13 protein-coding genes are annotated in these 12,595 nt (G+C 45.0%); 8 read left to right on the top strand and 5 right to left on the bottom strand.

Annotated elements, in window-relative coordinates; genetic code table 11:
• Positions 1–52 precede the first annotated feature (52 nt).
• The 3 genes from ABXS78_RS05450 to ABXS78_RS05460 are packed head-to-tail and all read left to right on the top strand — an operon-like array spanning position 53 to position 3,039.
• A complete protein-coding gene (locus tag ABXS78_RS05450; RefSeq protein ID WP_366249878.1) occupies positions 53–1,249 on the top strand; it encodes a glycine betaine/L-proline ABC transporter ATP-binding protein in 1,197 nt (398 codons plus the stop codon).
• Positions 1,242–2,096 carry a proline/glycine betaine ABC transporter permease gene (locus ABXS78_RS05455; protein WP_366249250.1) on the top strand — a complete coding sequence of 285 codons (855 nt, stop codon included), beginning with the start codon at positions 1,242–1,244 and terminating at the stop codon, positions 2,094–2,096. Before ABXS78_RS05450 ends, ABXS78_RS05455 begins: the two co-directional genes overlap by 8 nt.
• Positions 2,097–2,151: 55 nt before the next feature.
• The gene (locus ABXS78_RS05460; RefSeq protein ID WP_366249251.1) at positions 2,152–3,039 is read left to right on the top strand and encodes a glycine betaine ABC transporter substrate-binding protein; all 888 of its coding nucleotides are present in this window, start codon (positions 2,152–2,154) and stop codon (positions 3,037–3,039) included.
• Between the two features lie 77 nt (positions 3,040–3,116).
• On the opposite strand, the gene ABXS78_RS05465 is transcribed toward ABXS78_RS05460, so the two are convergent.
• Positions 3,117–3,488, bottom strand: a complete 372-nt coding sequence (locus ABXS78_RS05465) for a YtxH domain-containing protein (RefSeq protein ID WP_366249252.1) — start codon at positions 3,486–3,488, stop codon at positions 3,117–3,119.
• 72 nt (positions 3,489–3,560) lie between these two features.
• Complete coding sequence (locus ABXS78_RS05470; RefSeq protein WP_366249253.1) at positions 3,561–3,986, bottom strand: HIT family protein; 426 nt, start codon at positions 3,984–3,986, stop codon at positions 3,561–3,563.
• Between the two features lie 440 nt (positions 3,987–4,426).
• Between ABXS78_RS05470 and ABXS78_RS05475 the strand changes: the two genes are divergently transcribed.
• From ABXS78_RS05475 to ABXS78_RS05485, 3 genes are read left to right on the top strand one after another with little or no spacing between them, the layout of a single operon-like run.
• Complete coding sequence (locus ABXS78_RS05475; protein ID WP_095223760.1) at positions 4,427–5,173, top strand: ABC transporter ATP-binding protein; 747 nt, start codon at positions 4,427–4,429, stop codon at positions 5,171–5,173.
• A complete protein-coding gene (locus tag ABXS78_RS05480) occupies positions 5,166–6,380 on the top strand; it encodes an ABC transporter permease (RefSeq protein ID WP_366249254.1) in 1,215 nt (404 codons plus the stop codon). Before ABXS78_RS05475 ends, ABXS78_RS05480 begins: the two co-directional genes overlap by 8 nt.
• An 11-nt stretch (positions 6,381–6,391) precedes the next feature.
• Positions 6,392–7,105: an EcsC family protein gene (locus ABXS78_RS05485; RefSeq protein ID WP_366249255.1), complete on the top strand. Its 714-nt coding sequence runs from the start codon at positions 6,392–6,394 to the stop codon at positions 7,103–7,105.
• Between the two features lie 37 nt (positions 7,106–7,142).
• Here ABXS78_RS05485 and ABXS78_RS05490 read toward each other — a convergent pair whose 3' ends face one another.
• Both ABXS78_RS05490 and ABXS78_RS05495 read right to left on the bottom strand, forming a co-directional pair.
• Positions 7,143–8,306, bottom strand: a complete 1,164-nt coding sequence (locus ABXS78_RS05490; RefSeq protein ID WP_366249256.1) for a M20 family metallopeptidase — start codon at positions 8,304–8,306, stop codon at positions 7,143–7,145.
• 125 nt (positions 8,307–8,431) lie between these two features.
• Positions 8,432–8,893, bottom strand: a complete 462-nt coding sequence (locus ABXS78_RS05495) for a ferritin-like domain-containing protein (RefSeq protein WP_095223764.1) — start codon at positions 8,891–8,893, stop codon at positions 8,432–8,434.
• A gap of 98 nt (positions 8,894–8,991) precedes the next feature.
• Here ABXS78_RS05495 and ABXS78_RS05500 point away from each other — a divergent pair, with 98 nt between their 5' ends.
• Positions 8,992–9,648, top strand: a complete 657-nt coding sequence (locus tag ABXS78_RS05500) for a phosphatase PAP2 family protein (RefSeq protein WP_366249257.1) — start codon at positions 8,992–8,994, stop codon at positions 9,646–9,648.
• Between the two features lie 46 nt (positions 9,649–9,694).
• On the opposite strand, the gene ABXS78_RS05505 is transcribed toward ABXS78_RS05500, so the two are convergent.
• Positions 9,695–10,189 carry an antibiotic biosynthesis monooxygenase gene (locus tag ABXS78_RS05505; RefSeq protein WP_366249258.1) on the bottom strand — a complete coding sequence of 165 codons (495 nt, stop codon included), beginning with the start codon at positions 10,187–10,189 and terminating at the stop codon, positions 9,695–9,697.
• Between the two features lie 166 nt (positions 10,190–10,355).
• On the opposite strand from ABXS78_RS05505, the gene ABXS78_RS05510 reads away from it, so the two are divergent.
• The gene (locus ABXS78_RS05510) at positions 10,356–12,536 is read left to right on the top strand and encodes a PBP1A family penicillin-binding protein (protein WP_095223767.1); all 2,181 of its coding nucleotides are present in this window, start codon (positions 10,356–10,358) and stop codon (positions 12,534–12,536) included.
• Positions 12,537–12,595 lie beyond the last annotated feature (59 nt).

The raw sequence follows: 12,595 nt of genomic DNA on the forward strand, positions 1-12,595 counted from the left end.
GGGAGTTATCTTAATGATGACAATCATGTTACAGAAAAAAGAGGTGAATGCTGTGCCGATTATTAAAGTAGAAAATCTCTCTAAGGTATTCGGGAAAAACACGAAGGCTGCATTGCAATTAGCAGAAGCCGGTAAGACGAAAGAAGAGATTTTAAAAGAGACAGGAAGCACAGTTGGAGTCAATCGTGCATCATTTGAAGTAGAAGCTGGTGAAATCTTCGTCATTATGGGGCTTTCAGGTAGTGGTAAATCTACATTGGTCCGTCTGATCAACCGCTTGATCGAACCTACAACAGGCGATGTTTATATTGATGGAGAAAACTTGGCGAAGATGGATAAGAAGGAGCTTCGCCGGGTACGCCGACAAAAGCTGAGTATGGTATTCCAGCGGTTCGGATTATTTCCGAACAGAACGATTTTGCAGAACGCAGAATATGGTCTGGAAGTGCAAGGAATGAGCAAACAAGAAAGAAGCGAGAAAGCGAAGACATCCTTGGAGCTTGTGGGTCTGGGAAGCTATCTTGATCAATATCCAGGTCAATTGTCCGGAGGGATGCAGCAGCGTGTGGGGCTGGCACGAGCGTTAGCAAACGATCCAGAAGTGATGCTGATGGACGAAGCTTTTTCAGCCCTGGATCCGCTTATTCGGAAAGATATGCAGGATGAACTATTGGATCTGCAAGAAACAATGAAAAAAACGATACTGTTCATCACGCATGACTTGGACGAGGCGCTTCGTATCGGAGACCGTATTGCATTGATGAAAGATGGAAACATCGTCCAGATCGGAACTCCTGAAGAAATCCTCATGAATCCGGCCAATAGCTATGTCGAGAAGTTCGTCGAAGATGTGGATCGTGCGAAAGTACTTACTGCTCAACAGATCATGAAACGACCAGAAACTGTAAACATAGAAAAACATGGGCCTCGAGTGGCGTTGGAACGTATGCGGGAAGCAGGTCTGTCCAGCATCCTGGTTGTGGATAGCAAACGTGTACTGCAAGGTATCATTACTGCCGATGCAGCGAATGAAGCCAGAAAGAATGACGTGAAAAACCTATCAGAAATTATTCAGCGGGATGTGCCGACAGTAGAGAAGGATACGCCGCTGCATGATCTGTTCGCAGTCATCCATGACTCTCCAGTTCCGTTAGCAGTTACGGAAAAAGAAAAGCTATTAGGAATTATCGTCAGAGGTGCGGTTATCGGTGCACTTGCTGGGGAGGGGGAGGTGAATGTGAATGCTTAATTTCATGGAAAACGTAGAGGCTTTGCCGGTTGCAGATTGGACAACTAATTTTGTTAGCTGGCTCACTGATACATTCGCTTTCTTGTTCGATCCAATTAAGGATGGACTAGGCGATTTGATGGATCTGATTACATCAGGTCTCGATGCTATCCCTCCTGTCATCTTCATTTTGCTAGTTGCAATATTAGCCTTTTTCATGACAGGTAAGAAATTCGGATTAGCAGTATTCAGTATTGCCGGTTTGTTGTTCATTTGGAATCAAGGATTATGGGATCAGCTAATCGAAACGTTCACACTTGTACTGACCTCCAGTATTTTGTGTATTATCATCGGAATCCCGATTGGTATCTTGATGTCCAAAAGTAAAATCGCACAAACAATCATTACGCCAATTCTTGACTTCATGCAAACAATGCCTGCCTTCGTCTACTTAATTCCGGCAGTTGCCTTCTTTAGTATCGGGGTTGTACCAGGTATTTTTGCATCCCTGATCTTTGCAACACCGCCAACTGTCCGTTTCACGAACCTTGGTATCCGACAAGTTTCTGAGGAGCTGGTAGAAGCGGCAGATGCCTTCGGTTCAACTGGACCGCAGAAGTTATTTAAAGTGGAATTGCCGATGGCGAAATACACTATCATGGCAGGTATCAACCAAACAGTCATGCTGGCACTTTCCATGGTCGTAATCGCATCCATGATCGGTGCACCAGGTCTTGGGCGTGAAGTGCTATCTTCGTTGCAGCGAGCACAGGTTGGTCCTGGTTTTGTAGCAGGACTAAGCATTGTTGTACTGGCAATCATCATTGACCGTTTTACGCAGAACATCTACAAAGATAAACCCAAATAAGTGTTTCGCCTTGAATAGGCTTTTACTAATTAAAGAAAAAGGGGAGTTCGATTACATGAAAAAGTGGAAAACATTAGGTGCAGCAGCAGGACTTGCATTGACATTAGTAGCAGCAGGATGCGGTAATGACAGCTCAAGCTCAGATAGCTTCAGCGAGCAAGTAGATTATACAATTACTGGTATCGAAGCCGGAGCCGGTGTCATGAGTGCAACAGAAAGAGCAATTGAAGATTATGACCAGCTGAATGGCTGGACATTGCAGCCATCCTCCAGTGGTGCAATGGCTACAACTTTAGGTGAGGCTATCAAGGATGAAGAGCCAATCATCATCACTGGCTGGACACCGCATTGGATGTTCAGTAAATATGATCTAAAGTACCTGGAAGATCCGAAGGGTTCATTTGGAAGTGAAGAAACAATCAACACCATGACTCGCCAAGGATTTGCTGACGATGTACCGGGTGCTAACACAGTGCTTGATCAATTCAACTGGTCAACGGAAGATATGGGAGAAGTCATGCTGGAAGTAAGTGAAGGTACAGAACCAGCAGAAGCTGCTCGAAATTGGGTTGATGGACATGCTGATCAAGTAGCTGAGTGGACCGAAGGAGCCGAGGAAGGTAATGGACAAGAAGTCAGCCTTACGTATGTAGAGTGGGATTCTGAAGTTGCTTCTACCAATGTCATGAAAGTTGTACTGGATGATCTAGGATACAATGCAAAAATCACTCCTCTCGATAACGCGGTTATGTGGCAGTCCGTTGCTAATGGAGAAGCTGATGCCATGGTAGCAGCTTGGCTGCCGACGACACACGGTGATTTGTATGAGCAATACAAAGATCAAGTTGTTGATCTTGGACCTAACCTGGAAGGTGCGAAAACTGGCTTAGTTGTACCTAGCTATGTAGATGCGGATTCTATTGAGGATCTTGAAGCGAAATAATGGAACTTTGAAAAACCTCTCCTTCAAGGAAGAGGTTTTTCAAAATAAAAAATGCTCTCCATAACGGAGAGCATTTTTTATTCGTTGCCGTTTTTCTGATTCGCTTTGTCTTCCAGTTCTTTTAAGCTCTTTTCAATCTGAGCCAAGCTTTTCTGGATGTTTTTCTGATGTGGTTCAACTGTACGTTTCCAGCTGTCTATGGAAGTCTTCACTTCAGCTGATAATTCTTTGAACATAGCAGCGCCTTCTTTGGACGTTCTGGTGATCTGTTCTTTCAGCTGTGTACCTTCATTCTTCAAATTATTGAATGTAACCTTCCATTCGTCACTGCGCTGTTTAGCGTCTGCGCGCAGTTCACTGCCGGAGGATGGTGCTGTCAGCAATGTAATTGCAGCGCTGACGGTACTGCCTACAAGTATACCTAAAGCGATTGATTTGCCACTTGCCATCGTCTCCACTCCTTCCTACTTCATTATACTATTTTCTCTTCCTATGTAGCAGTGAAACCTGTTAGGACAATCTTATTGGATTTTACTGCTGATTGCTTCCGCCAATTCACCAAGTTGTTCACTGGCAGTATTGTCATGCTGTTCGAATGTAGCGTGGAAGCCGTCGTCTTTGCCGTATCTCGGGATTAGATGCACATGCAGATGAAAAACAGTCTGACCTGCTGCCGCTTCCGTGTTGCTCAATACGTTCAAACCAGCGGGCTGGAATGCTTCTTTAATTGCATTTGCGATCCGCGGTACACGTGAAAAAACTTCCTGTGCCACTTCGGGCGGTGTTTCGTATATATTCTTCGTATGTGTTTTCGGGATGATGAGGGTGTGTCCCTTTGTCACCTGGCCGATGTCCATAAAAGCAAGTACGTGGTCATCTTCATAAACTTTCGCAGATGGCAGTTCGCCAGCAGCAATTTTACAGAAGATACAATCCTTTTCGTGCATACGATCACTCCTTTAACGTGTATACATATTGTATAAAGGAATGGACATGCTTGTAAAGTAAGTCGAATAAAATAGGCAGACATCCCGTAACGGCCGGAATGTTGGAATTCTTCGCGTTTTGGGAGTGTCTGCCTTTGAAGCAAGGTTGCCAAGAGTAAAACCATTTCGAACTGTACAGCGGCTTACGAGGTTTGCGCCAGTACACTTTCAGCTTGCTTACAAATGTAAATCAGCTTACTTTTCGGACGTAGCGGTCTGTATCTCCTACCAACACCTCATTATATTAAGAATGGGTCCTGCTTTGGAAACCCCTTGGCAACATCTTTGCTTCGTAATTAGTATGTGCAGGTTGTCAGAGGTTATAACCGTTTTATTTTGGCAAATACGGCGTGCTTTGGTAAACTTTTAGCAGAAGCGTGCTTTAGAAAGGGGAAAGGGTAATGCAGCCTTTATTACATATTAATTCACTGACAGGTGGGTATACACATAAAAATGTCCTGCACGATATATCGTTCCAAGTTGATGCAGGGGAAATTGTCGGGCTGATCGGCCTAAATGGTGCAGGAAAAAGTACGACGATCAAGCATATCATTGGTCTTATGCAGCCAAAGGGTGGCAGTATCCAGATCAATGGAAGCACGTTTGCTGAATCACCGGAAACTTATCGAAGCAATTTTTCCTATATACCGGAAATGCCGGTACTGTATGATGAATTGACGTTATACGACCATCTTCGTCTTACTGCGCAAGCATATGATCTGTCAAAGGAGGAATTCGATAAGCGGCTTCCGCCTTTATTGAAGGAATTCCGGCTGGAAAAGAAACTGAAGATGTTCCCGGTCCATTTTTCGAAGGGGATGCGTCAGAAAGTGATGATCATGTGTTCTTTCCTTGTCGAACCGGACCTTTACATCGTGGACGAGCCATTCGTCGGACTGGATCCGCTCGGTATTCAGTCCTATCTGCAGCTGATGAATCAAGCGAAGGAAAATGGAGCGGGCGTCCTCATGTCCACGCATATTTTGGCGACAGCCGAACGCTATTGTGATCGCATTGTCATTTTGCATGATGGAAAGCTGCGGGCAGCTGGTACGATGGAAGAGCTGCGAAATGAATTCGATATGCGAAATGCCACACTGGATGATTTGTATGTACAGCTGACGAAAGAAGAAGACAGCCATGTTTAATGCAGAAACATTTTTCAAACAGCGGCTTACCGAGCACATGAAGGAAATGAATCGCTATTTGCGGTACATATTCAACCAGCATCTTATGATAGCGATGCTGTTCCTGATCTCGGGGCTCGCTTATTATTATCAGCAGTGGCTAGAGGGATTAACTCCGGACTTTCCTGCGGCGCTTTTGATCGGTACTGTATTCGGTCTCCTGGCCAGCTACAGCCCTGTGCGGACTTTATTGAAAGAAGCAGATATGATATTCATGCTTCCGCTTGAGCCAAAGCTGCACCGCTATTTCAAATTAACCATAGGGTATAGCTTCTTTACGCAGCTTTACTTATTAATATTGGCTGCAGCAGCACTGGCGCCATTGTTCTTCGCGGCAGATCTAGGAGAGGGTTTTGCATCCTATCTGCTTGTATTTGTTGTTCTGCTCGTTTTCAAGCTTTGGAACCTTCATATGAATTGGTGGATGCTGAAGATACGGAATGTCAACATCAGAAGAATAGAACAGACACTGCGGCTGGTGCTGAACGTCGGAAGCTTTTGGCTGTTTTTACGAGGCAATCTTATTGCGGCGGCAGTTTTGACGGTTCTATTCGTCGTACTTCTTTTTGTGGACTATACGATCACCCGGAAGCAGGGTGGTCTGGCTTGGGACTTGCTGATCGAAAAAGACCAAGCACGAATGCAGGCGTTCTACCGCATTGCTAACCAATTTGCTGATGTACCGCACTTGAAGACAAAAGTCCATAAGCGGCAATCCCTCGTCAACCTCTTCACTAGTCGAGTTCCGTTCGAACAGAAGCATACTTATGATTATCTGTTCCGGATCACTTTTGTCAGAGGAGGGGACTATTTCGGTCTCTTTCTGCGGCTGACGATTCTTGCTGGCGTCATCATTTACTTCATTCCGAATCTTTGGGTGCAGATGGCGTTCGCTTTATTGTTCCTTTATTTGACCGGTTTCCAGCTTATTGGAATGTGGAAGCATCACCGGACAATCGCTTGGATGGATCTTTATCCGGTAGCGGGTGATACGCGTAAGCGTGCATTGTTATCCCTTCTCCAGCAGCTGGCCATTATACAAGCAGTGCTGCTTAGTTTTGTATTCCTTCTCCGTATCGATGTGGTCGGTTTTGCTTTGGCACTTGTTGCCGGACTTGCCTTCGGTATCGGGTTTGTCCGTATGTATGTACCGAAACGGTTGAAATAGGAGGGTTTCGGATGGTGAATGACTATTATAAAGAAAGAAAACTGAAGGAAGCGATGTTTTATTATCATTCCCTGCAGAGGCGCGGCGGCAGGTTTCAACGGCTTTCCAAAGGAACGCAGGATACTATTACAGATAAAATTCCGGCAGCTGTTCATACTGCAATTACGACAGCTATCCGCCAAATGATAGAACTCAGCCTGACGTCTTCCAACTACATCTATCCAATCAAGGTCGAACAGAAATGGAGTTTCGAGCAACGTGAGAAAGAGGTTCGGAAGGTCATCAATCGTTATAAAACAACGGCGAGATTGGAAGGTGCCGGTACTGGCGCTGGAGGTATCCTCTTAGGAATGGCCGATTTTCCGCTTCTCCTTAGCATCAAAATGAAATGCCTATTTGATATTGGCAGAATCTATGGTTTTGATGTGACAGCTTTCAGTGAACGTGTTTTCTTGCTGCAGATTTTCAGTGCCACTTTCTCAAGCAGTGAAACGAGGATTAAGCTATGGGAAGAAATCCGTGATTGGAACAAAGTTACCGGTGCTATCGAGGATGTGAATTGGAGGGTACTGCAGCAAGAATACCGTGACCATATTGATTTGATCAAAATGGTACAGATGCTGCCAGGTGTCGGAGCTTTCGTCGGTGCCATTATTAATGGGAAGTTTCTTGAACAGTTAGGTACAGCTGCGATGCATGCATACCGCATCCGGATGTTAACATAAAAAAGAACAGCGTGAAAAATCACGCTGTTCTTTTTTTTCATTGGTAAGCAATACATGTGCTGAGTAATGTCTTGGCAGCAATGCTCATTGCTCTTTCATCAAAGTCAAATTTCGGATGGTGATGCGGATAATAATGATCTTCTTTCTTAGCACCGGTAAAGAAGAAAGCTCCTGGTTTGTTGTGCAGATAATAAGAGAAATCCTCACCAGTCATCGTAGGCAGTACCTTGTTAGCTTCCTTGACTTCTTCGACTTGTTTCGAAGCATCCAGTACCAATTGAGCTTCGGCTGGATGGTTGATTACTGGCGGGTATCCTTCGATATAGTCATATTTATAGCTTGCGTCGTTAGCGGTTGTAATACCTTTCAGTACATTCTCGATTTCCACTTTGATCTGTTCCTGCACCGAAGTGTCAAATGTACGGACTGTTCCAGTAAGCTTGGCTGTTCCGGCAACTACATTGAAAGCTGCGCCAGCCTCGAAAGTACCGACGGTGAGAACCGCTGTTGACAATGGATCCAAGCGGCGGCTGATAATTTGCTGAAGCGCTGTTACGACTTGAGATCCGATAAGTACGGCATCCTTTGTCTGGTGCGGCTGAGCACCATGACCGCCTTTACCGATGATTTCAATTTCAAATCGATCTGCTCCTGCCATGAATTCTTTATCTGCTGTTTCAATTGTACCAAGCGGCGTGTTCGACCAGAGGTGGGTTCCGAACACGGCATCCACGTCATCTAGGATACCAGTTTCAATAATCGGCTTTGCTCCGCCTGGTGCATATTCTTCTGCATGCTGGTGGACGAAAACAAGCGTTCCTGGTAACTCGTCCTGCAATGCTTTGGCTGCTTTGGCGATGCCAAGCAGAGTAGCTGTATGTCCATCATGACCGCATGCATGCATAACATTCGGTACTGTAGATTTGTAAGGTACATCATTTTCTTCTTGGATTGGCAATGCATCAAAATCTGCACGCAAGGCAATCTTCTTACCGGGCTTTCCGCCTTTGAGAGTGGCAACTACACCATTACCTCCAACGTTCTTTTCGTAGGGAATACCAAGTTCCTCGTATGTATTTGCAATATATGCAGCTGTCTTTTCTTCTTTAAAGGACAGTTCTGGATGCTGATGAAGGTATCTTCTTGTGGCAACCATATCTTCATACAGTTCATCGATTTTGGTAAAAAATTTCGCTAGCATGCTGCACCAGCCTCCTTATTCATATGAAATAAGACCAGTATAGCACATTTCCTATTAATAATTATTGATTTATTCAGAAAAATGCATAGGAAAACCCATAACCGAATGGTTATGGGTTTGATACTTTAGGATAGGCGGGAGTCGCTCAAAAGACGGTTGAGCTCGTCACGGTGGTTTGTTTCATCAGCAATCATATCTTCCAGCTTGGTGGCAAGCTCTGTCAAGTTAAGCTCTTCAGCCTGTTTTCTGCGTTTTTCATAACGGTCGATTGTATCCTGTTCTGCATCTCGTGCTTCTGTTAGCATTTTCTTTACATCGGTGTGATATGGTACTTCAGCTGGAACAGTGGATGGTACGCCGCCGAGTGTTACAATCTTATCTGCTAAATATTTTGCATGTCCGATTTCGTCCGTGATTTCATCCTCGAAAAATGGTTTCAAAAACGCACGATATAGGCCTGAAACTGCAGAGCTGTATGTTGTATACATGATGGAAGCGGCATATTCATTTGCCAAGTCTACGTTCAAGCCATCAATAAGTTCCTGTAGTTGAGAGTCGTCCTTGATTTTTCTAACATTGTCTGCCATGTTTATCATCCTTTCTGATTGGCTATCTAGTAAGGTATATTCCCCTGGTATTTGTTTTCTAAACAAGTGCCATAGTACAATCAATCAGAGGTGACAAGATGGAACTCACGAATAGAAAAAGATACATACTGCTATTTACAATTGCGATTATCGCAGCAACTATATTCACGATCGATGTAAGACTCCATACAGATCCGCTGCTGGATCAATGGACAGCTCCATTTGCGGAATCATTGCAGGGAACATTTTGGTATGAAGTATTCCGTTGGATTACAGAGCTTGGTTCGAGCATTGTACTGAGCGTGCTTGCATTTTTATTTGGTTTATTCTTAGCTATTGGTAAACGAGATCTTATTGGAGCAGGTATTGTATTTACGGCTACCGCTCTAGGTTATCAATTCAATTTCCTTATTAAACAATTGGTAGAGAGGGAGCGCCCGACGATTCTGGCGTTAGTGGATGGTGAGGGATTCAGTTTTCCATCGGGCCATTCCATGGTGTCCTTTATTACATATGGCATCATCCTGTATTTCCTTTGGCATTACCTTAAAAGCAGCCAGCGGTATATCGCTGGCTGCATAGCAGCTGTTATCGTCCTGCTGGTTGGCTTTAGCCGGTATGTTCTCCGCGTCCACTATTTGACTGATGTACTGGCCGGATTCGCGTACGGAATGATCTTTCTGGTCATCTGGATTTTGTTATATAAATGGCTGCAGCACAAGCTTGGAAAAAGAGAAAAAGTGCGCTCTTATTGATATAGCAGAAAAAAAGGCCTGTCCGTGTAATCGGACAGGCCTTTTTTTATTCGTTGTCGATCTGGTAAGTGGTGACATATGCTGGTCCGCCACTGAATGGCGGCTTTTTCGGCTGGTCGGCATCTTTTTTATGAGCATGCTGAAAAGCTTCTGATTTCTTCCAATCCTCGAAGTGCTGTTTGGATTCCCATGCTGTCAGCACTAGATACGTGTTTCCCTCTTGAGGACGAAGCACCCGGAGCGCTTTGAACCCGGGAGTTTGATCGATTTTGCCGGCTCTGCGTTTGAATACATCTTCAAAAATCGGCCGGCCTTCGTCTGTGACCGGAATATTGTTGATGGCGATATAACCTTCATCTGGAAGGCTGCCTGTGCCCGTTACCTGTTCATAGGTTCGCGGCGCCGTGAATTTAGCTGCATTTGGTTCTTCTGTATAAGCGAGGGCTCCCTCTGCTCCTTCGAACACCCAGATTTTTGCTTTATCTTTCGCCTTTAGCTGGCGAAGAAATTCAGTAGTACCACTGGTGAAGTGTACGATCATTTGTATTCAACCTCCTGGCAGTATGTTAAAGTCAGTGTAGCAATTACGTATTGTGTAATGCAAGCTAGGACTCCATTCGATAGAAAGATGGGTAAATGGCATTTTTTGTCGTATAATATAGGTTATAGAATGAACATGGGGATACGTTAGAGGTGAAAGAAACGTTATGAAACGATCAGAACATAAGCAGCACATACGGATGCGGCGGAAGACTCTATATCTTCTCGTGGCGGGTATCATATTGGCGGGAATGACCGCTGCCTATATCCTGTTATTTTTCGGAGGAAGACTCGTTATCGATAAAGATGACCTGACATTGAAAGCTGCTTCGACAGTTGAGAACCAGGATGGGGAAGTCATAGCGGAATTCTATGAAGAAAACCGGGAGCCTGTCAAATTCGATGAGATTTCCGAACATGTGAAAAACGCTTTTGTTTCCATAGAAGACGCCCGGTTCTACAGTCATCATGGCATTGATCTTCGAGCAACTGCGCGAGCTTTGTACCGTGACATTCTGGCGATGAGCAAAGTGGAGGGCGGAAGTACGATTACACAGCAAACCGCCAAAAATCTCTTTTTCAAAAATGATAAGACCTTTACCCGGAAAGCGAAGGAAGCGATGGCTGCTATATACTTGGAGAGGCATTACACGAAGAAGCAGATACTCGAATATTATCTGAATGAAATTTATTTTGCTCATGGTCTTTATGGAATAGAGTCAGCTGCGAATTATTACTTCAATAAAAGCGCAAGCGATCTGACACTTTCGGAAAGTGCGATGCTTGCAGCTCTGTCAAAAGCACCAAATACGTACTCGCCGAATAATAACCCTGATCTGGCGAAGGAAAGACGTAATCTCGTGCTGGACGAGATGGAAGAACAGGGCTACATTACAGCCGAAGAGAAGGAAGCTGCGCAGGCGGAAGAACTTGGTGTGACTGAGCCTGAAGAAGAGCAAGAGCGTCCTTGGATCGAAAGCTATATTGATTTGGTAGCAGAAGAAGCGCAGGAGAAATATGATTTATCTCTGGAAAATCTGCGTACTGGCGGTTACCGGATCGTAGTGAATGTGGATGAAGATATCCAACGCACAGCTTATAATACAATGCAGGATGATACGTATTTCGATGGCTCGACCGATAGCATTGAAGGGGCCTTTGTCATGCTTGATCAAAATTCCGGTAAAATCGTCGCAGCTGTGGGGGCGCGTGAGTTCCAATACGGCGACATAAACCGTGTGACAGTCCAGAGACAGCCAGGCTCTGTGATGAAGCCGCTTGCGGTGTATGGACCAGCATTGGATACAGGAGATTACAATGCGTATAGTGAGCTGCCGGATGAGAAGAAGACTTACGATGATGACTACACGGTATCTAACCATAACGATCAGTATGAAGGAGATATCACGATGTATGAAGCCGTGCAGGAATCGAAGAATACAACAGCTGTTTGGCTGCTTGATCAAATCGGTATCAAAACAAGCAAATCGTATTTGGAGAAGATGCACATCGACCTGCCGGAGGATAAAGGTCTATCGATTGCCCTTGGCGGCTTGAAGAAAGGACTGACGCCGCTGCAAGTCGCGGAGGGATTCCGCACGTTCGCCCATGAGGGCCAATGGATCGAATCACAGTCCATCAACGCGATTTATGACCGCAACGGGGAAGCGGCCTTCAAGGCTGAACCTCAAACAGAAGATGTATTCTCGGAACAGACTGCCTGGGATATGACACGTATGCTGCAAGGAGTCATCACCGGCGGTACCGGAACGGCTGGTACTTATTATGGTGCCTTGGCTGGAAAGACGGGAACGACGCAGCATCCGACTGTGGATGATGCAGATAAGGATGCTTGGTTTGCCGGATACACACCGGAATATGTCGCGGTAAGCTGGATGGGGTATGACAAAACAAACGATGAAAACTATCTGGAGAGCGGCAGTTCGATGCCTACTGCTCTGACGAAATCGATTTTGCGCCAAGTTTCCCAATATCGGACAATGTCCACGAGCTTCGAAAAGCCGGAAAATGCAGAGGATATCGGTGGTCCGGTTGAATTGCCGACCATAACGGATGCTTCGATTTCATATGGTTTCGGCGGCCTGCGGATCGTCAATGCTGATTTGACTTGGACAGCGAGCGAAGACAAGCGAATCATCTATCATATTTACAAAGAAACAGACAATGGAGCAGAGAAAATCGGTGAAGTACAAGGAAAGGGATCCTTTACAGTGGATAAAGTCAATCCGCTGAAAGATACTTCCTATTATGTAGTTCCATTCAACCCGCTGACAGATGAAAGCGGTGCTGAATCCAACCATACAGTCCTATCCGGTTTCGGATTCTGACGATTTTCACGACTCTGACACAATTCATCAAAAAATGGGGTTTTTATGAGTCAAATGCT

The sequence above is a fragment of the Terribacillus aidingensis genome (assembly GCF_040703035.1).
In the GTDB taxonomy this organism is placed as follows: domain Bacteria; phylum Bacillota; class Bacilli; order Bacillales; family Amphibacillaceae; genus Terribacillus.

Coding starts and splice junctions, on each gene's coding strand:
- ABXS78_RS05455 (WP_366249250.1), top strand. CDS start 1,242: ATGCTTAATTTCATGGAAAACGTAGAGGCTTTGCCGGTTGCAGATTGG.
- ABXS78_RS05460 (WP_366249251.1), top strand. CDS start 2,152: ATGAAAAAGTGGAAAACATTAGGTGCAGCAGCAGGACTTGCATTGACA.
- ABXS78_RS05465 (WP_366249252.1), bottom strand. CDS start 3,488: ATGGCAAGTGGCAAATCAATCGCTTTAGGTATACTTGTAGGCAGTACC.
- ABXS78_RS05470 (WP_366249253.1), bottom strand. CDS start 3,986: ATGCACGAAAAGGATTGTATCTTCTGTAAAATTGCTGCTGGCGAACTG.
- ABXS78_RS05475 (WP_095223760.1), top strand. CDS start 4,427: ATGCAGCCTTTATTACATATTAATTCACTGACAGGTGGGTATACACAT.
- ABXS78_RS05480 (WP_366249254.1), top strand. CDS start 5,166: ATGTTTAATGCAGAAACATTTTTCAAACAGCGGCTTACCGAGCACATG.
- ABXS78_RS05485 (WP_366249255.1), top strand. CDS start 6,392: ATGGTGAATGACTATTATAAAGAAAGAAAACTGAAGGAAGCGATGTTT.
- ABXS78_RS05490 (WP_366249256.1), bottom strand. CDS start 8,306: ATGCTAGCGAAATTTTTTACCAAAATCGATGAACTGTATGAAGATATG.
- ABXS78_RS05495 (WP_095223764.1), bottom strand. CDS start 8,893: ATGGCAGACAATGTTAGAAAAATCAAGGACGACTCTCAACTACAGGAA.
- ABXS78_RS05500 (WP_366249257.1), top strand. CDS start 8,992: ATGGAACTCACGAATAGAAAAAGATACATACTGCTATTTACAATTGCG.
- ABXS78_RS05505 (WP_366249258.1), bottom strand. CDS start 10,189: ATGATCGTACACTTCACCAGTGGTACTACTGAATTTCTTCGCCAGCTA.
- ABXS78_RS05510 (WP_095223767.1), top strand. CDS start 10,356: ATGAAACGATCAGAACATAAGCAGCACATACGGATGCGGCGGAAGACT.